This window comes from Rhodobacteraceae bacterium M382 (assembly GCA_025141015.1).
Lineage (GTDB): Bacteria > Pseudomonadota > Alphaproteobacteria > Rhodobacterales > Rhodobacteraceae > Aliisedimentitalea > Aliisedimentitalea scapharcae.
On sequence record CP081098.1, the window covers coordinates 3,225,614 to 3,242,660 of the forward strand.

The window sequence follows — 17,047 nt, forward strand, 5'->3', positions numbered from 1 at the left end:
GCAGAGCGTTCTACCTGGTTCTGGACCGGCATTGGATTAAACGGCGGGATGCTGCGATCCGCTGGGGGCGTGTGCCGGTTGCCCCGGATGGGGCCAAGCAAATGGTACCTGGGCACCCAATCTGATCGGATCGCGCACGCCGGACATATACCTGTCGCGGCCTCTGGCCCAGAGACCTGTCTCTATAGGTCGACGGATTTTGGTAGGATGACGGTCCCACGTTCCCGAACCACAGGGATCCCCAAACCACTGGGATCCGCAAAACCAGCTCCCCCTCAAAAACTAAGGGCCAGCCAACGGACGCTATTGCAGCAACGGCTGACCGTGCTACCCATAACCGTGATCCGCTTTTGACCTTCCGATTCCAACATTCAGGACAATTTCATGTTTCCCATCACATCTCTGTATGCAGGCCTGCTGGCAGTTCTTCTGGTCGGGTTGTCCACCAAAGTGATCATGGGGCGCCGCCGTGCCAGGGCGCTGATCGGTGACATGGGCGACAAAGCGCTCTTTCAGGCGATCCGCGTACATGGCAATTTCACCGAGTACACGCCCTTTGCCCTGCTCCTGATCGCACTGTGCGAAGGGCAAGGAGCCCCTACCTGGTCGTTGCACCTCTTGGGATCAGCCCTGGTGATTGGACGGGTCTTGCACGTTCTGGGATTCGGTCGGGACCCTCAAATCATCGTGCTGCGCCAGATCGGCATGGTGTCAACATTTGCCGTGCTTGTGCTGGCGGGTGTGGGTTTGATCATCCAGGCGTTGGTCTGATCCAGAACATCACGCTTTAACCGCTGGGTATCTACAGGAGACGATGGGTCCAGCGCATACCCCCTGCCTGCCCCATCCGTATCTCTGCCCCCCAGATATGATGCCATGGCCATTGCCGCGATCAAAGTCACCATGCGAAGCTGTTCTCCCCTGGCCATCCGTTTTCTCCCTGTCTGAAACGATCCTTAGGGTCTTGAACGCAGGACCGGGTTTTCTCCGTCGCTCATTCCCGCTGTTTTTTCGCGTGACCCGGATTTTTTTGCCCCTCCGCTGTCTTTTTCACTTGCAGCGCTGCGAGGGAATGAATATCTCCGCCTCACCAACCGGATGCGGGCGTAGCTCAGGGGTAGAGCATAACCTTGCCAAGGTTAGGGTCGGGCGTTCGAATCGCCTCGCCCGCTCCAGTTGGCCTAAAACAAGCCGCCTTCGGGCGGTTTTTTTGTGTCGTGTGCGTTGCAACTCTCTGAGAATGCACTGGAAATCACACTACAGCGGTTCCCCAAAAAACTTGTTCCATTCTCTCGATTTCTCTTGCGCCCCGGTTCCGGATTGCCTAAAGAACCGCACACACAGTGGCCCGTTCGTCTATCGGTTAGGACGCCAGGTTTTCAACCTGGAAAGAGGGGTTCGATTCCCCTACGGGCTGCCACTTCTTCCCTGAACAACCCTATTTTGTTGAGCTTCCGACCTGGAAGGCTTCGGCGTTTTGTTTCGCCGTGGGACACCTGACCTTCAGTCGGCATTCTTCCGACGCTTCGCTGCATGGAGTGCACGCCGCGCTCGCTCGGCGCTTTTTGTGTATGTTGCCGCAGGTTTCTGGTCGCTGAGCGACAGCGCGGACATCACGGCATAGATGCCTCCCCATCGCCGCGGCAATGGCAAAGCAGACCGTCAGCACATGATAGGGTGGCAGGAGTGCCGACAGCGCCGGGCATCAGAAGATTTCGCCGCGCAGAACCGGATCGTCGGAAGGTTGCAAGAGGATGGTATTGCCCGCCGCAAAGGGCACACCCATGGTCAGGGTTTCGGATTTGAAGCCGGCGATCTAGGCAAAGTCGTCATAGTCGATTTGGTCTTTGTTCACTTCCAAGTCCCTGTTGGACGCAACACCGGATATTGCGGCGACACCACGCCGGACGACAGCGGTGAACAACTCCTGATCAGCCAGCAGCGCAGGAAAAAACCCGAGAGGTTGACGGGCACATCCACCTCATACTCCCCATTGATCTTTAGCATGGCCTGCTACCGGACACGTGGGGCGCTTCGCGCAATATTTTATTAGGAGTTCTGACCAACACGGGTAGCCCATACGGGCTGCCGCTTTCTCGACATTCGCTGAAAAACGTCTGCGAGCCTGAACCAAAGCCACGTTCTTTTTCCACAGACACCAAGCCCCTCTTCTCAAAAGCTTTGATCACAGAACGGTTCGCAAGGTCGGAGGGCTGGCCTATGAGACGACCTGGAAACCCTTGCGACATCTCCGGTCCTGTTGACCGATTGACAGGTCTTCAGGCTCCATGATCTGATCGAACAACCGGGGCGCATGGGGCGCGCCGCCTCAGGCCCACACGCGTTCCAGCGCCACGGACCAAGCCCGCCAGCCGTTGCGCTGTCGGCAATCCGGCCCGATGATGAACACAGATGGTCGACACAATGGGGCTGACCCGTCCGGTGACCGACGCGGGGCAAAAGCCACAGCTGGGCGGCAGCGCAGTCGCTGAAACAACGGGCACCACTTGGCGCTGGCACTCCTTTTTACGCTCGCTTCCGCTGGGCAAAAAATTCTGACAGGAATTGTGTTTTTTCTCTTGCGGGCGTCGCGCAGAATTACTATTCAGCGCCTCACCAACCGGATGCGGGCGTAGCTCAGGGGTAGAGCATAACCTTGCCAAGGTTAGGGTCGGGCGTTCGAATCGCCTCGCCCGCTCCAGTTGGTCTAAAACAAGCCGCCTTTGGGTGGCTTTTTTTGTGGTCCGGCTATTTCGCGCCCCTGCGGACTGACCACATAAAAGCCCATGCAAAAATCCACCGGGGACACCCGGCACGCATTTGATCAAATTCCTTTGACGCCACCAGAAAAACCGGCCAAGGTTCGCGCTGAACCAATGTTTTTTTGCCCGGCACCGCCAAATCCTCAGGAGTTTGCAATGGCCCCCGTGATCTATCCGACAACCAATCTGACCGCGACCGAACAGCTGTGTCTGGACCGCGGCGAAGGCATCTATGTCTTTGACACCGACGGCAACCGTTACATCGAAGGACTGGCCGGCCTGTGGTGTACGTCGCTGGGCTATTCCAACCAGGAACTGGTCGATGCCATCGCGGGTCAACTGGGCAAGCTGCCCTTTACCCATATGTTTGGTGGAAAGACACACGAACCAGCAATGGAACTGGCCAACAGGTTGGCTGACATGGTGCCGATCGAAGATCCCTATTTCTTCTTTGGCAACTCCGGATCGGACGCCAATGATTCCCACATCAAGATGCTGCGGTATTATTTCAACGCCATTGGAAAACCGCAAAAACGCAAGATCATCACGCGGGACCGTGGATACCACGGGGTCACGGTTGCCGCTGGGGCGTTGACCTCGCTGCCTGCGAATCTTGCCCATTTCGATGCACCGGTCGAAGCGCTGGACATCCTGCGCACCGCTTCCCCCCATTACTATACGGGCCGCCAGGGCAATGAGACCGAAACCCAATTCGTTGATCGCATCCTGGATGAGCTGAAACAGCAGATCCTTTCCGAAGGCCCCGACACGATCGCGGCCATGATCGTCGAACCGATCACCGGTGCCTCGGGTGTGATCGTTCCACCAGAGGGATACTATGAAAAACTGCAGGACCTGCTGCGCCAACACGACATTCTGGTCTGGTCAGACGAAGTCATTTGTGGATTTGGTCGCACTGGTAACGATTTTGGTGCCACCACGATGGGCATCAAACCCGATCTGATGACCTTTGCCAAACAACTCAGCTCCGCCTACTTCCCGATCTCGGCAGCCGTAATTCCGGGCTGGATGTACGAAGCCATGATCGAACCGTCAAACCAGGTGGGCGTGTTTGGGCATGGCTACACCTATTCCGGTCACCCGGCGGCCTGCGCCGCCGCGCTGAAAACACTGGAAATCTACGAGCGCGACAAGATCTTTGAACATGCAGCGACGGTTGGCGACTACCTGCAGGCCCAACTGCGTGAGCGTTTCAGCGATCATCCCCTGGTGGGAGAAGTCCGCGGCAAAGGGCTGATCGCCGCGCTTGAGCTGGTGGCGAACAAGACCACCGGTCAGGGGTTCGATGGGGCCGTTGCCGGTGGCTTTGCAATGAAGGCCTGTGAACGCAACGGGCTGATCCTGCGTGCGGTTGCGGGCAATTCCGTGGCGCTGTGCCCGCCGCTGATCATCACGCAATCGCAGGTGGATGACATGCTCGACAGTCTGAGCAAAGGGCTGGAGGAAACCTGGGACCACGTCAGGGCCGAAGGTCTGGTTGCCTGACACCAGCAGGCTACTGCGAGAAACTGCCTCCCGCTCCGGGATATTTTTCACCAGACGATCAGGGGATCCGTTCTTCATCTGGCACTAAATATCCCGGGGGAGCAGCCAATGGCTGCGGGGGCAGAGCCCCCTTCTGCAATGCCGTGTCAGAACACCTTGAACGTCATCGTCGTCAGCGACCGCTCGATGTCCGCAATTACCAGAAGGTTTTCGTTGATAAACTTGCCGACATCTTCGCCGGCCGGAATATACAGCTTCATCAGCAGGTCGAATTCGCCACTGGTCGAATACAACTCGGAATGGATCTCGCGCAGCGCAATGTCCTCGGCCACCTTGTAGGTAGAGCCGGGTTTGCAGCGAATCTGAATGAATACACAGGTCGACATGCGGGGCCTCTGGGGGTTGTGGGTGTTGAAGTTTCAGCGCCAAGCTGACACGCGCGGCCCCTGGGCGCAATCCCTCGGGAGCTGCGCGTACGGTTTGCCGGCCGGTCCCAGGGCAACAGATGGCCGCAGACACACGGCGCGGGCTTGGCCTGTCCCGCGCCACCGCCTATAAGCACCCTGCACTCTCTTTCGCGTGCCCCAAAAAGGAAAACCGTTCATGCGCACAGCCAAGGTCAGCCGCAGCACTGCAGAAACCGAGATCACCGTTGAAATCAACCTCGACGGCACCGGATCATATGACAATCAGACCGGCGTCGGTTTTTTTGACCATATGCTGGATCAGCTGTCGCGCCATTCGCTGATCGACATGACCATTCGCGCCAAAGGCGATTACCATATCGACGATCACCATACCGTCGAAGACACAGGTATCGCATTGGGACAGGCCCTGACCCAGGCGCTGGGGGACAAAAAGGGCATCAACCGGTATGGGGCCTGCCACCTGCCGATGGATGACGCCCAGGTGCGGTGTGCGTTGGATCTGTCCGCCCGTCCCTATCTGATCTGGAACATGGAAATCCCAACCCAAAAGATCGGTACTTTTGACACCGAACTGGTCCGCGAATTCTTTACCGCCCTGGCCACCCATGGCGGCATTACCCTGCATGTCGACCAGTTGCATGGGTTCAACAGCCACCACATTGTCGAAGCCGGGTTCAAGGCCGTGGCCCGTGCCCTGCGCGTCGCGGTTGAAACCGACCCGCGCAAGGCAGATGCGATTCCATCGACCAAAGGCGCGCTGTAACAACAAATTCCGGGGATGGCTTTCCCATCCTTACGCCCCCAAAGGCTGACTGGCGCGATCGCGCGCCAGCAGCCATTCACCGATCAGCAGGTTCGGCACCCAGCACAGCCAGGCAATCGCGGGATAGCTGGCGTCAAACCCGACGGTTGCCATGCCCACCGGAAGGTACAGGCGCAATGTGACCGCCGCCAATGTCAACGCAGCCGAACGGATCATCCATATCCGGTGCAGAGCGATACGGCGACGCATGGCATACCAGACCGCCGCTCCCGTTGTGGTCAACCACAGCGCCGACAGACCCAGAAAGCCCGCCGCAGCCACAGGCCCCGCGCTGGTTGTCAGGGCCAGAACAATTCCTGCTCCGCCCGCAATCAGAATTGACGCGACATACACCCGCCCCAGCCATCGGTGCACCATGCGGTATCGCGCGCGCAGACGTTGGGAGAACTGCAACGGCAACAGAGCCAAGGCAATGGGTGCGAACCCGATATGAGCATATAGCGCCAATGGGCGATCCCGCGCGTGATGCACCATTGCGGGCATGACCAAATCGATCTGTGCCACCAAAAATCGAAACGATGCCAGGGCCACCAATACGGCCAGCACCCATATGAACATGGACAACCACCGAACCCGATTTGGTGCCAGTGCGCGATGAGAGAGTGAAACCATGGGGGACCTTCCTGGCGTTACTTGACAGTGTAAAGTTATCATCACGTTACCTGCGAACTTGACATTGTCAAGGAGATCCTCAACATGCGTCCCATGTCACGCACAGCCCCCCGCTCCACCCATCATCACGGCAACCTGCGTCAGGCGCTGATTCAGGCAGGCATCGACCTCTTGGAGGAAGGCGGAATCTCTGCGTTGACCCTGCGCAAATGCGCCGTGCGCGCCGGCGTTTCACATGCCGCGCCAGCGCATCATTTCGACGGGTTGTCCGGGCTGAAATCCGCCATTGCCGAAGAGGCATTCGAGCGGTTTTCAACCTACCTGCAAACGGCGCGGGACGCGGGCGAGCAAACCGACGCTGGGCGGCTCAGATCCGTTTGCCGTGGCTATCTGCAATTCGGAATCGACCACTCGGGTATTCTGAATATCATTTTTGGGCAACTTGGATTGGCCAGTCTGAAACCCGGAAATCGGGAAACGGCGCATGCCTATCTGATTTTGCGCGGCGTCTGCGCCCCGTTTGTCACCGCACCTATGGACCCTCGGGTTGTCGAAATCCGGGTCTGGTCGCTGATCCATGGGTTCACTCTTTTGGCCATGTCGGGTGAATTCAACGACGCGGATCGCTCTCTGGACATGGACCTGTTTGACGCGGTCATGGATGTCCTGCCGCAAATCGCCACGCCCAACGCCTCTTGACCCGGTCGGCGTTTGGCGTCACTTCGGACCCCGCACGACACGAAGGACACAGGGCCATGCTGACAGCCATCATCGACTATGAATCCGGCAATCTGCATTCCGCTGAAAAGGCGTTTCAGCGCATGGCGCGCGAGATGGACGCCGGCGACGTCGTCGTGACCTCTGATGCCGATGTCGTGGCGCGGGCCGACCGGCTGGTTCTGCCGGGCGACGGGGCATTTCCGGCCTGTGCCGCCGAATTACGAGGCCACAAGGGCATTTATGACGCCATGGTCGAAGCGGTCGAACACAAGGGACGCCCGTTTCTGGGGATCTGTGTGGGCATGCAGCTGATGGCCAGCACGGGGCATGAATACACCAAAACTCCGGGGATCGGGTGGGTCGGCGGCGATGTGGTCAGGATTGACCCCGCAGACAAGACGCTAAAGGTTCCGCATATGGGCTGGAATGATCTGGTCATCGACCATGACCACCCGGTGTTTGCCGGTGTCAAAACAGGCGACCACGTCTATTTCGTGCACTCCTATCAATTTCAGGTGACCGATGCGACGGAACGTCTGGCCCATGTGGATTATGGCGGCGATGTCACGGCCGTTATTGGTCGTGACACCATGCTGGGCATGCAATTCCACCCGGAGAAAAGCCAGGACGTGGGGCTGCGGATGATCGGTAATTTTCTGACCTGGACGCCTTGACCCCCGGTTGCGCCAAGGCACCCGCCCCCTGTCGCAGGTCATGCGCAGCGGGCCGCCCAGCCAGATCGGGGCTAAAAGAAAACAACCCCGCCTCATGGCCCGGAGCAAGCCCATTTAACCGATTGGCCCATCAAAGCGCGTGTCAGATGGTATGTCATTCAGCGCATGAGATGCCTCGGGCATATTGAAATGCGGGCCCAGGCATGGTCGTCCAAGGGCACAAAACGCCCCGCTTCCTGAACCGAAAAGCGGATTGCCGCGCCCGGGAATACATCCGTGCGCTTTTTGCTGCGTTCTACAACGACGGTCCCGCTCACCACCACATACGGGATGCCGGTCGTCGGTAGTGTACCCACAGTGTCCTCCGAATTACCGACAACTCCTTTGGGATCAAGCACAACACTATCTGTGACCAATCCCTCTTGCATTCGGCCAGAGACTTGCATTGATTTCAGTCTCGTGTCGCCCAAATGTTTGGCTACGTTTTTGCTGAAGATTGTCAGGACATGCATCAAGTGGATGTCATATTCGCGCGCGACCATAATGGACCCGGCGGTATAGGGGTAATATCCGCCCAGATGTTACAATCTGGCCCCCGCAGCCCAACGATCAGGACCTGAACCGGTTGCCAGCCGTCGTTAGACGACCGCGCAGGCAGACGCCGTTCGGTCCTGCAGAGGCGACAATTGAAGTGACAACACCACCGGAACGACGCATGGGCCTGTTCAGTCGCCCGGTTGGGTTACCATCGCCTCACAACTGCTTGCGCAGTTCGGTTTTCAGCACCTTGCCATAATTGTTCTTGGGCAAAGCGGAGATGCGGACATAGGCCTTGGGGCGTTTAAAACGGGCGATATGATCGTTGCACAGAGCGTCCAGCTCTTCGTCCGCAGCCTCGCCCACGACAAAGGCCACGACTTCCTCTCCCCAATCAGCGTGCGCGCGCCCCACAACCGACGCCTCGGAAACCTTGGGGTGCATCAAAAGCACCTCCTCCACCTCGCGCGGATAGACGTTGGAGCCGCCGGTGATGATCATGTCCTTGGACCGGTCCTGAAGTGTGACATAGCCATCAGCGTCCATCACCCCCATGTCCCCTGTCATCAGCCAATCGTTGATCAACGTCTTGGCGGTGGCTTCGGGGTTTTGCCAATAGCCGGGCATGACGATGTCGCCCTTGACCATGATTTCACCGTGTTCCCCAACCGGCAGGATTTCGCCCTGGGGGGTGCCGATCTCTACCTCGACCGGGCTTTGGGCGCGCCCGACACTGGCCAGCCGTTCCCGCCAGCGCGGATGGCTGCGATCGCTGACGTCGTGGCGGGACAGCGCGGTGATCCCCATCGGGCATTCCCCCTGCCCGTATATCTGTACGAACACCGGACCAAAATGGTCCACGGCTTCGGTGATGTCGGCCACATACATCGGCCCACCGGCATACACGATGGTGCGCAGCCCCTGCCCTGACCGCCCCAACTGTTTCGCGACGGCCGTCAATCTGGTCACCATCGTGGGGGCGCAAAACATGTGCACCCGGCCAAAGTGTTCGGCCAGGTCAAAGATCTCGGGTTCGTCGAACCCTGCGGACACCGGGCAAATATGGGCAGCACCTGCCAGAACATGCAGCATGTTATAGATCCCGGCCCCGTGGCTCATCGGCGCGGCATACAGCGTCTGGTCCTCAGGGCCGACCCTGTCCACTTCGGCGAAATAGGCCAGTGACATGGAGATCAGCATCCGGTGGGTGATCATCACACCCTTGGGTTTGCCAGTGGTGCCGGAGGTATAAAACAACCAGGCCAAATCATCCGACGCCACCCGCGTCGGTTCCGCGACCGGATGGGCGGTTTGGGAATCGCAATACTCAGGTCCGGTGATGTCAATGCAGCGCGTCACAGCCCCTGCGCTGGCCACAGATTCGGTCAGCCCCGGAGACGTGAACGCCAGAGCAGCACCTGAGTTTTCAAGAATAAAGGCGGCTTCGCGCCCATGGAGTTTGGCATTGATCGGAACCACCGCAGCTCCTGCGTACCAGATACCATATTGCGCAATCAGGTAATCGGGGCAGTTCTTCATAAAAATCGCGACACGATCACCTGGCCCGATGCCCTGGGAAATCAGCCACCCCGCGACCCGGGCCGCCCGGTCGTGAAACCCGGCGTAATCCGCCACCAAATCGGTTCCCAGATACAATGCCGGACGATCCCCGCCCGTCTGTGCCTGACGATACAGCCAATGCCCCAAATTCATCTCGAATCCCCCAAATTCAGGCGGCGATCCCATGCGCGCCCATGTGATATCGGTCGCATGCGTCACGCCCCCTCTTCAATTCCGTAAAAATACCCGTCAAGAATACCCTATGACAGATCTTGCCTTTGATCATGCGCCGGTGGGCCTCATCGTATTGGAACAACGCATCATCCGGCGTTGCAACCTGCAATTCGCCCGGATCTTTGGCGACACGGTCGCCGCGCTGACAGATTTGCCGGTTTTTGATCTGTACCCCAGCCCGGATGATTTCGCCCGGATCGGCGAGACATTGCAACGGATTGATCCCGCGCAGGATTATTATTCCGACGAACGCATCATGCGACGGCGCACGGGTGAATTGTTCTGGTGCCGGGTCAGGGGGCAGTCCGTGACCCCGGATCAACCGTTTCACAGCGGGGTTTGGTCCTTTGCCGACCTGTCCGATGATCGCCCCGTGGTCTCTCTGACGCCACGCGAACGCGATGTTGCGATCCTGACCTGTCGGGGCCTGTCGGCCAAGGAAATCGGCAAACAGCTGGGGCTGAGCTATCGCACCATCGAGACCCACCGCGCCCATCTGTTGACCAAGTTCGAGGCCCGCAAGCTGCCGGAACTGGTGGCCAAACTGTCCGGGATGCCGTTCTGACAACAAGCGATTGCAATCCGACGTCCCGCCCCCCATGTTATCGCAGGGGTTTGGGCGCTTTTCACCGGCGACAGCTTGCCGTATAAGCCCGACAAATTTGGCATGCCCGCCCAAAAGACGGGCCATTCGGAACCGGCCGAGGATAAAGATGACAAACAAGACTCATGAAGCGGATGTGGCCTTCATCAAGGCATTGGCAGAACTGCTGCAGGAAAACGATCTGACCGAACTGAAGGTCAAGCGCGACTATGGCGCCGACGACAGCCTGGATGTTCGGGTATCGCGCCTTCAACCCGTTGCAGCGCCGGTTCAGGTTCAGATGCCTGCCGCCGCTCCGGCCGCTGGTGCAGCCGCACCTGTCGCCGCGACAGCAGCCCCTGCGGCCGCCAGCAGTGACGATCCGGCCAGCCACCCCGGCGCGGTGACATCGCCCATGGTCGGCACCGTGTACCTACAGCCTGAACCCAGCGCCCCGTCGTTCATCAAGGTTGGTGTTCAGGTGGCCGAAGGTGACACGCTGTTGATCGTCGAAGCCATGAAAACCATGAACCACATCCACGCGCCCAAAGCGGGCACCGTGAAGCGCATCCTGGTTGAAGACGGCGCCGCGGTCGAATTCGGGACGCCCCTGGTCATCGTCGAATAAGGACCAGATCATGTTTGACAAGATCCTGATTGCCAACCGCGGAGAAATCGCCCTACGCGTGATCCGGGCTGCGCGCGAGATGGGCATAGGTTCAGTAGCCGTGCATTCAACCGCAGATGCGGACGCGATGCATGTGCGTATGGCAGACGAATCCGTCTGTATCGGACCGCCTTCGAGCACCCAAAGCTATTTGTCGATCCCGGCCATAATCTCGGCCTGTGAAATCACCGGTGCCCAGGCGATTCACCCCGGGTATGGCTTTTTGTCCGAAAACGCCAATTTTGTGCAGATCGTCCAGGACCACGGGCTGACGTTCATTGGCCCCACTGCTGAACACATTCGAATCATGGGCGATAAAATCACCGCCAAGGATACGATGAAGGCCCTTGGTGTTCCTTGTGTGCCTGGCAGCGACGGTGGTGTTGCAACCCTGGAAGAGGCTGAAAAACTGGGAGCTGAAATCGGCTATCCGGTGATCATCAAGGCAACCGCCGGTGGCGGCGGCAAGGGCATGAAAGTGGCGCAGACTGCCGCAGACATGAAGTCCGCTTTTCAGACTGCACGTGCCGAGGGCAAGAGCAACTTTGGCAACGATGAAGTCTATATCGAAAAATACCTGACCACGCCGCGTCACATCGAAATCCAGGTCTTTGGTGATGGCAAGGGCAACGCCGTCCATCTGGGCGAACGCGATTGTTCGCTGCAACGCCGCCACCAGAAAGTCTTTGAGGAAGCGCCCGGCCCCAGCATTTCACCCGAGGAACGTGCCCGGATCGGCAAAGTCTGTGCGGATGCGGTTGCCAATATCAATTACATCGGCGCCGGCACCATCGAGTTCCTGTACGAAAATGGCGAATTCTATTTCATCGAAATGAACACCCGCCTGCAGGTGGAGCACCCAGTGACCGAAGGCATCTTTGGTGTTGATCTGGTGCGGGAGCAGATCAGGGTTGCGGCGGGGTTGCCGATGTCGTTCACCCAGGACGATCTGGTGATCAACGGCCATTCGATCGAAGTGCGCATCAACGCGGAACGCCTGCCGAATTTTTCCCCCTGCCCGGGCCGGATCAGCCAATATCATGCCCCCGGCGGTTTGGGTGTTCGGATGGATTCGGCGCTGTATGACGGGTATTCCATCCCACCCTATTATGATTCTCTGATCGGCAAGCTGATCGTGCAGGGGCGCGATCGTCCCGAAGCGCTGGCACGTCTGAACCGGGCGCTGGGTGAGTTGATCGTCGACGGGGTCGATACCACTGTTCCGCTGTTTCACGCGCTGTTGCAGGAACCTGACATCCACGCGGGCACCTACAACATTCACTGGCTGGAGCAATGGCTTGAGGCCAATTTGCCGGAATAAGCCGCGCTGTTTCGATGTCAGCGGTGCGTGCCAGCACGCACCCTACATCGGCAGTGCCCCGGATTTCGGGGAGCCGAGATGACCCTGACTCCCGAATTGTTGTTGCATGGTTATTCCATCGGCGTTTTTCCGATGGCAGAGCACAGGGATGATCCGGACGTCTTTTGGGTCGACCCCAAGAGACGCGGCGTGTTCCCCCTGAACAGATTTCATATCTCACGTTCACTGGCGCGCAGCCTGCGGCGACAGGATTATCAGATCACCGTGGATCAGGATTTTGCCGGGGTTGTCGATGCCTGCGCTGATCGCGCCGATACCTGGATCAGTCAGGAAATACGCGCACTTTACATCGCGTTGCATGACATGGGCTGCGCACATTCCGTCGAAGTTCGCGACCCGGGCGGCCGGTTGATTGGCGGCGTTTATGGTGTGGTTCTGGGGGCCGCCTTTTTTGGCGAGAGCATGTTTTCCCGGCGTACGGATGCTTCAAAGATCGCTTTGGCCCATCTGGTTGATCGGTTGCGTCGGGCCAAATTCACCTTGTTTGACACCCAATTCATCACCGATCATCTCGCCTCTTTGGGCGCGGAGGAAATCAGCAGGGCCGCCTATCATCGTCAACTGCGTACCGCCATAGACAGCGCGGCGCATTTCCTTGCACCCGCCATAGCGCCCGCTCAGGACGTCATACAGCGCAACACCCAGATGTCATAACGCGCGTGATCCAGCGCGTTCAGCGCGGGTGAAGATGCAACCATCCACCCTTCGAACTGCACCTGTCCGGACTCTGGATCGCGTATGATCAAAAAGGCAAAAGCATCCCCTGTCGGGTTGTCCGCCGGATATCGACATTCGCCCAGCGTAACCAGCAGCCCCAGCATTTCGGCTGTCGCACCATTCAACAGTTCGAAATCAGCGGTTTTCCCGTTAACCTTGTCGAGCCCCCGCAGCACCGCGCCCTGCCCGACCGTGGCCGGCTTGGTGGCCTCCTGTGCGATCCCAGGCCCAGAGGTCAGGCATAGGCAGGCGAGGAGACAGGCCGATACCAGCCGTTTCACCCTTCGTCCCCGCTTCCGGAAACGAATTTCAACAGCAGAGAGATCAGGCTGACAGACCCCTGTGTGTCCAGAATTTCATCACCGGCCTCCAATGCAAAGGGAGATCCGCCCGGCATGATTTCAACAAAATTCCCACCCAACAGGCCTTCAGAGGCGACCACGACGGCGCTGTCATCGGGAATCTCGATCCCCTGCCTGACAGAAAACTCTGTATCGGCGCGAAACGTTTCGGGGTTCAGGTCGACGCCGGTCACGGTTCCGATCTTGACGCCTGCCAGCCGCACATCAGTGCCAACGCTGACGCCTTCGATCGACCGGAAGGATGCATTCAGCGCATAGCTTTCGCCACCGCTGGACAGACCGGCGGCCTGCCCGGCATAAACGGCAAACCCGATGGCAGCCGCCAATACGACGCCGCCAACCAGAACTTCGGTTGTGTTATGAGACATGGTGCGCTGCCATCCGATCCCTTATTCAGGGCTCCAGGCTTCGTAATCGGCGCGATTTGCCGGTTCCTTGCCGCTGCGGATCGACCCGGCAGGCGCATAGGCCAACATGGTTCCGGTCAGGTTTTCCTGATGCGGTTTTTCCCAGGCCTTGTGCTTCAGCGGGGTCTTGGAGGGCAGTTCTTTGAACGTATGGTGCAACCAGCCATGCCAATCGGGGCTGACGCGCGAGGCTTCGGCTTCGCCATTGAACATCACCCAACGCCGGGTGTCGTCAGCGTTGCGATAGAACACGTTGCCCTGTTCATCCTCGCCCACTTTGGTGCCTTTGCGGGCCGTATAGATCTGGGTGTTCAACGTCGAGCCGTTCCACCAGGTTACAGCGCGCAGCAGAGTGTTCAGGATTCCCATGGGTACCTCCGAAGTGTTTGCATTGTGATATGACGCAATTCGCGACCGAGGTCCAGAGACGCTTGCCCGGATCCGGGCGTGAGAGCGCCACATTTTGACGCGTGGAACCCCGGACCGGCAGCAGATCGCCGGTCCGGCCTGTATTCATCACGCGTCAGCAGGGGCCAAAGCGGTGAGTTCAATTTCAATACGGAATTTTGGGTCGATCAGATTGCATTCGACCATGGTTGCCGCTGGCGGATTCGCACCAAAAGTTTCCGCCAGAATCGGCAGGCAGGGAGTGAATTCGGCCGCGTCCGGAAGATAGTAGTTTACCCGCACCGCATCGGCCAATGTGGCACCTGCCTGTTCCAGGGCCCAGCGGATGGTATCCAGTGCTGATTTGCACTGGTCCTCGACTGTGTCGCCCTGGCCCACGGTTCCGGCCACGTGCACAAAACCGCCCGCGACGACTGCGCGGCAATAGCCCGCTTTGGCTTCGAATTCTCCACCCGAAGAAATACGTTTGATCATCTTTGTTCCTCCACATGAAAAACGGCGCGGAAACCCGCGCCGCTCTTGTCAGATCAATTGTCTGTATCAGCCTGCCGAAACTGGCTCTTTTTCCGCATCTGCATGGATCATCAAAGGTTGTGCCGTCGACGTCACCGCCTCTTCGTTGACAACAACCTTGGTCACACTTTCCATGCCCGGCAAATCGAACATGGTATCCAGCAGGATGTCTTCCAGAATGGAGCGCAAGCCCCGGGCACCGGTTTTACGCTCGATGGCCTTTTTGGCGATGGCGCTCAGGGCGTCTTCGGTAAAGTCCAGCTCGGTCTCTTCGATTTCAAAGAGGCGCTGATATTGTTTGACCAGCGCGTTCTTGGGCTGTGTCAGAATGGTAACCAGCGCGTCTTCGTCCAGATCCTCGAGCGTTGCCAGAACCGGCAGACGGCCAACGAATTCCGGAATCAAACCGAATTTCAACAGGTCCTCTGGCTCCAGATCCTGAAAAATCTCGCCCACACCACGTTCGTCATTGTCGCGCACATCTGCGCCAAAGCCCATGGCCGAACCCTTGCCCCGCTGTGCGATGATCTTGTCGAGCCCGGCAAAGGCACCGCCACAGATGAACAGGATGTTGGTGGTGTCGACCTGCAGGAACTCCTGCTGCGGATGTTTGCGCCCACCTTGCGGTGGAACCGAAGCCACAGTGCCTTCCATCAGTTTCAGCAACGCCTGCTGAACCCCTTCGCCCGACACATCGCGGGTGATTGACGGATTCTCGGATTTGCGGGTGATCTTGTCGACTTCGTCGATATAGACGATGCCGCGTTGTGCGCGTTCCACATTGTATTCGCTGGACTGCAGCAGTTTGAGAATGATGTTTTCCACATCCTCGCCCACATAACCAGCTTCGGTCAGCGTGGTTGCATCCGCCATCGTGAACGGCACATCCAGAATCCGCGCCAGCGTCTGAGCCAACAGCGTCTTGCCGCACCCGGTCGGGCCAATCAGCAGAATGTTGGATTTCGCCAACTCAATATCTGACCCCGCCTTTTGAGCGTGATTGAGACGCTTGTAGTGGTTGTGGACCGCCACAGACAGGACCCGTTTTGCGGTGGCCTGACCAATCACATAGTCGTCCAGAACATCACAGATGTCCTTGGGCGTGGGCACCCCATCCGAAGACTTGAGCCCCGAGGCCTTGGTCTCTTCTCGGATGATATCCATGCACAATTCGACACATTCATCGCAAATGAACACGGTCGGCCCGGCGATCAGCTTGCGCACCTCGTGCTGGCTCTTGCCGCAGAAGCTGCAATAGAGCGTGTTCTTGCTGTCACCACTTGAATTCGTTGCCATACCTAACCTTTCAGGCTTCGTCATCTGCCCAAGGTCCCGCAAAAATCGGCGGGACCCCGTTTCGTCATCAGCTTAGGACAGGGTTCCGGTGGCTACAATCGCAAATTGCGTCATAAACCTCATAACCTTCCCCAACCACCTCAGCTTTCTGCGTCGTCGCCCTTGGCCCGGTTTTCGACGATCTCATCGATCAATCCAAAATCCTTGGCGTCCTCAGGAGACATAAAGTTGTCACGCTCCAGCGCGTTTTCAACCTTTTTGAGTCCCTGCCCCGTGTGTTTCACGTAGATTTCATTCAACCGACGCTTCAGCTTTAGGGTTTCTTCGGCGTGGATCATGATGTCGGTTGCCTGACCCTGGTACCCACCGGATGGCTGATGCACCATGACGCGGCTGTTGGGCAGCGAAAAGCGCATGCCCGGTGCCCCGGCCGCCAACAACAGCGATCCCATCGATGCCGCCTGGCCGATCACCAGGGTCGATACTTTGGGTTTGATGTACTGCATGGTGTCATAGATCGACAAACCAGACGTCACAACGCCACCGGGGCTGTTGATGTACATGCTGATTTCCTTGGTCGGATTCTCCGCCTCAAGGTGCAACAACTGCGCCACGATCAGCGATGACATGCCATCATGCACCGGCCCATTCAGAAAAATGATCCGCTCCTTGAGCAGGCGCGAAAAGATATCATAGGCCCGTTCGCCCCGGCTGGTCTGTTCAACAACCATGGGGACAAGGGTATTCATGTAGAATTCATTGGGATCATGCATAGAATTTGCCTGCTTTGATGGACTGACCGGGACCATACCCGAAACTGCGTTACCCGAGTCTTAGTATTGCCCAATGGGGCCTGC

19 protein-coding genes and 3 tRNA genes are annotated in these 17,047 nt (G+C 58.2%); 13 read left to right on the forward strand and 9 right to left on the reverse strand.

What is annotated here, in order from left to right; translation table 11 throughout:
• Positions 1-384: 384 nt before the first annotated feature.
• The 6 genes from K3727_14970 (at position 385) to K3727_14995 (ending at position 4,268) form a co-directional block, all read left to right on the forward strand.
• On the forward strand, positions 385-771 hold the full coding sequence (locus K3727_14970; protein UWQ90090.1) for an MAPEG family protein: 387 nt from the start codon (positions 385-387) through the stop codon (positions 769-771).
• A 329-nt stretch (positions 772-1,100) separates the two neighbouring features.
• A tRNA-Gly gene (locus K3727_14975) sits at positions 1,101-1,175 on the forward strand.
• A gap of 170 nt (positions 1,176-1,345) precedes the next feature.
• Positions 1,346-1,420, forward strand: a tRNA-Glu gene (locus K3727_14980).
• Positions 1,421-2,412: 992 nt separating this feature from the next.
• Positions 2,413-2,559, forward strand: a complete 147-nt coding sequence (locus K3727_14985) for a hypothetical protein (GenBank protein ID UWQ90091.1) — start codon at positions 2,413-2,415, stop codon at positions 2,557-2,559.
• 67 nt (positions 2,560-2,626) lie between these two features.
• Positions 2,627-2,701: transfer RNA gene (locus K3727_14990), tRNA-Gly, on the forward strand.
• 217 nt (positions 2,702-2,918) lie between these two features.
• Positions 2,919-4,268: an aminotransferase class III-fold pyridoxal phosphate-dependent enzyme gene (locus K3727_14995; GenBank protein ID UWQ90092.1), complete on the forward strand. Its 1,350-nt coding sequence runs from the start codon at positions 2,919-2,921 to the stop codon at positions 4,266-4,268.
• A gap of 146 nt (positions 4,269-4,414) precedes the next feature.
• Here the strand turns inward: K3727_14995 and K3727_15000 are convergent, their stop codons facing one another.
• A complete protein-coding gene (locus tag K3727_15000) occupies positions 4,415-4,654 on the reverse strand; it encodes an Lrp/AsnC ligand binding domain-containing protein (GenBank protein ID UWQ90093.1) in 240 nt (79 codons plus the stop codon).
• A gap of 217 nt (positions 4,655-4,871) precedes the next feature.
• Here K3727_15000 and hisB point away from each other — a divergent pair, with 217 nt between their 5' ends.
• Complete coding sequence (gene hisB, locus K3727_15005; GenBank protein UWQ90094.1) at positions 4,872-5,459, forward strand: imidazoleglycerol-phosphate dehydratase HisB; 588 nt, start codon at positions 4,872-4,874, stop codon at positions 5,457-5,459.
• A 30-nt stretch (positions 5,460-5,489) separates the two neighbouring features.
• On the opposite strand, the gene K3727_15010 is transcribed toward hisB, so the two are convergent.
• Positions 5,490-6,077 carry a DUF2306 domain-containing protein gene (locus K3727_15010; GenBank protein UWQ93398.1) on the reverse strand — a complete coding sequence of 196 codons (588 nt, stop codon included), beginning with the start codon at positions 6,075-6,077 and terminating at the stop codon, positions 5,490-5,492.
• Positions 6,078-6,224: 147 nt separating this feature from the next.
• Here K3727_15010 and K3727_15015 point away from each other — a divergent pair, with 147 nt between their 5' ends.
• Positions 6,225-6,830, forward strand: coding sequence for a TetR/AcrR family transcriptional regulator (locus tag K3727_15015; GenBank protein ID UWQ93399.1), 606 nt, complete (start codon positions 6,225-6,227; stop codon positions 6,828-6,830).
• A 56-nt stretch (positions 6,831-6,886) separates the two neighbouring features.
• On the forward strand, positions 6,887-7,525 hold the full coding sequence (gene hisH, locus K3727_15020) for an imidazole glycerol phosphate synthase subunit HisH (protein ID UWQ90095.1): 639 nt from the start codon (positions 6,887-6,889) through the stop codon (positions 7,523-7,525).
• Positions 7,526-8,278: 753 nt separating this feature from the next.
• Here the strand turns inward: hisH and K3727_15025 are convergent.
• Positions 8,279-9,775, reverse strand: coding sequence for an AMP-binding protein (locus K3727_15025; protein UWQ93400.1), 1,497 nt, complete (start codon positions 9,773-9,775; stop codon positions 8,279-8,281).
• Between the two features lie 109 nt (positions 9,776-9,884).
• Here K3727_15025 and K3727_15030 point away from each other — a divergent pair, with 109 nt between their 5' ends.
• The 4 genes from K3727_15030 to aat all read left to right on the forward strand — a co-directional run bounded on the left by K3727_15030 (position 9,885) and on the right by aat (position 13,141).
• The gene (locus tag K3727_15030) at positions 9,885-10,421 is read left to right on the forward strand and encodes a PAS and helix-turn-helix domain-containing protein (GenBank protein UWQ90096.1); all 537 of its coding nucleotides are present in this window, start codon (positions 9,885-9,887) and stop codon (positions 10,419-10,421) included.
• Between the two features lie 148 nt (positions 10,422-10,569).
• On the forward strand, positions 10,570-11,067 hold the full coding sequence (accB, locus tag K3727_15035; protein ID UWQ90097.1) for an acetyl-CoA carboxylase biotin carboxyl carrier protein: 498 nt from the start codon (positions 10,570-10,572) through the stop codon (positions 11,065-11,067).
• A gap of 10 nt (positions 11,068-11,077) precedes the next feature.
• Positions 11,078-12,427, forward strand: coding sequence for an acetyl-CoA carboxylase biotin carboxylase subunit (gene accC, locus K3727_15040; protein UWQ90098.1), 1,350 nt, complete (start codon positions 11,078-11,080; stop codon positions 12,425-12,427).
• 78 nt (positions 12,428-12,505) lie between these two features.
• On the forward strand, positions 12,506-13,141 hold the full coding sequence (gene aat, locus K3727_15045) for a leucyl/phenylalanyl-tRNA--protein transferase (GenBank protein UWQ90099.1): 636 nt from the start codon (positions 12,506-12,508) through the stop codon (positions 13,139-13,141).
• On the opposite strand, the gene K3727_15050 is transcribed toward aat, so the two are convergent.
• The 6 genes from K3727_15050 to K3727_15075 form a co-directional block, all read right to left on the reverse strand.
• Positions 13,105-13,476, reverse strand: a complete 372-nt coding sequence (locus K3727_15050) for a DUF2155 domain-containing protein (GenBank protein ID UWQ93401.1) — start codon at positions 13,474-13,476, stop codon at positions 13,105-13,107. The two genes, aat and K3727_15050, sit on opposite strands and share 37 nt — an antisense overlap.
• Positions 13,477-13,481: 5 nt before the next feature.
• Positions 13,482-13,934, reverse strand: coding sequence for an outer membrane lipid asymmetry maintenance protein MlaD (gene mlaD / locus K3727_15055; GenBank protein ID UWQ90100.1), 453 nt, complete (start codon positions 13,932-13,934; stop codon positions 13,482-13,484).
• A gap of 21 nt (positions 13,935-13,955) precedes the next feature.
• Entirely contained in the window at positions 13,956-14,342 is a 387-nt protein-coding gene (locus K3727_15060; protein UWQ90101.1) for an NADH:ubiquinone oxidoreductase subunit NDUFA12, read from the reverse strand.
• 147 nt (positions 14,343-14,489) lie between these two features.
• Entirely contained in the window at positions 14,490-14,855 is a 366-nt protein-coding gene (locus tag K3727_15065) for a RidA family protein (protein UWQ90102.1), read from the reverse strand.
• A 66-nt stretch (positions 14,856-14,921) separates the two neighbouring features.
• Positions 14,922-16,190 carry an ATP-dependent Clp protease ATP-binding subunit ClpX gene (gene clpX, locus K3727_15070; GenBank protein ID UWQ90103.1) on the reverse strand — a complete coding sequence of 423 codons (1,269 nt, stop codon included), beginning with the start codon at positions 16,188-16,190 and terminating at the stop codon, positions 14,922-14,924.
• Positions 16,191-16,330: 140 nt separating this feature from the next.
• The gene (locus K3727_15075) at positions 16,331-16,963 is read right to left on the reverse strand and encodes an ATP-dependent Clp protease proteolytic subunit (GenBank protein UWQ90104.1); all 633 of its coding nucleotides are present in this window, start codon (positions 16,961-16,963) and stop codon (positions 16,331-16,333) included.
• Between the last annotated feature and the right edge of the window lie 84 nt (positions 16,964-17,047).

Bases quoted from the DNA above. Each gene is read 5' to 3' on its own strand.
- aat (UWQ90099.1), top strand. From the start codon at position 12,506: ATGACCCTGACTCCCGAATTGTTGTTGCATGGTTATTCCATCGGCGTT.
- K3727_15000 (UWQ90093.1), bottom strand. From the start codon at position 4,654: ATGTCGACCTGTGTATTCATTCAGATTCGCTGCAAACCCGGCTCTACC.
- K3727_15025 (UWQ93400.1), bottom strand. From the start codon at position 9,775: ATGAATTTGGGGCATTGGCTGTATCGTCAGGCACAGACGGGCGGGGAT.
- mlaD (UWQ90100.1), bottom strand. From the start codon at position 13,934: ATGTCTCATAACACAACCGAAGTTCTGGTTGGCGGCGTCGTATTGGCG.
- K3727_15010 (UWQ93398.1), bottom strand. From the start codon at position 6,077: ATGTTCATATGGGTGCTGGCCGTATTGGTGGCCCTGGCATCGTTTCGA.
- K3727_14970 (UWQ90090.1), top strand. From the start codon at position 385: ATGTTTCCCATCACATCTCTGTATGCAGGCCTGCTGGCAGTTCTTCTG.
- accC (UWQ90098.1), top strand. From the start codon at position 11,078: ATGTTTGACAAGATCCTGATTGCCAACCGCGGAGAAATCGCCCTACGC.
- K3727_15075 (UWQ90104.1), bottom strand. From the start codon at position 16,963: ATGCATGATCCCAATGAATTCTACATGAATACCCTTGTCCCCATGGTT.
- clpX (UWQ90103.1), bottom strand. From the start codon at position 16,190: ATGGCAACGAATTCAAGTGGTGACAGCAAGAACACGCTCTATTGCAGC.
- hisH (UWQ90095.1), top strand. From the start codon at position 6,887: ATGCTGACAGCCATCATCGACTATGAATCCGGCAATCTGCATTCCGCT.
- K3727_15015 (UWQ93399.1), top strand. From the start codon at position 6,225: ATGTCACGCACAGCCCCCCGCTCCACCCATCATCACGGCAACCTGCGT.
- K3727_15065 (UWQ90102.1), bottom strand. From the start codon at position 14,855: ATGATCAAACGTATTTCTTCGGGTGGAGAATTCGAAGCCAAAGCGGGC.
- hisB (UWQ90094.1), top strand. From the start codon at position 4,872: ATGCGCACAGCCAAGGTCAGCCGCAGCACTGCAGAAACCGAGATCACC.
- K3727_15030 (UWQ90096.1), top strand. From the start codon at position 9,885: ATGACAGATCTTGCCTTTGATCATGCGCCGGTGGGCCTCATCGTATTG.
- accB (UWQ90097.1), top strand. From the start codon at position 10,570: ATGACAAACAAGACTCATGAAGCGGATGTGGCCTTCATCAAGGCATTG.
- K3727_14995 (UWQ90092.1), top strand. From the start codon at position 2,919: ATGGCCCCCGTGATCTATCCGACAACCAATCTGACCGCGACCGAACAG.
- K3727_14985 (UWQ90091.1), top strand. From the start codon at position 2,413: ATGGTCGACACAATGGGGCTGACCCGTCCGGTGACCGACGCGGGGCAA.
- K3727_15060 (UWQ90101.1), bottom strand. From the start codon at position 14,342: ATGGGAATCCTGAACACTCTGCTGCGCGCTGTAACCTGGTGGAACGGC.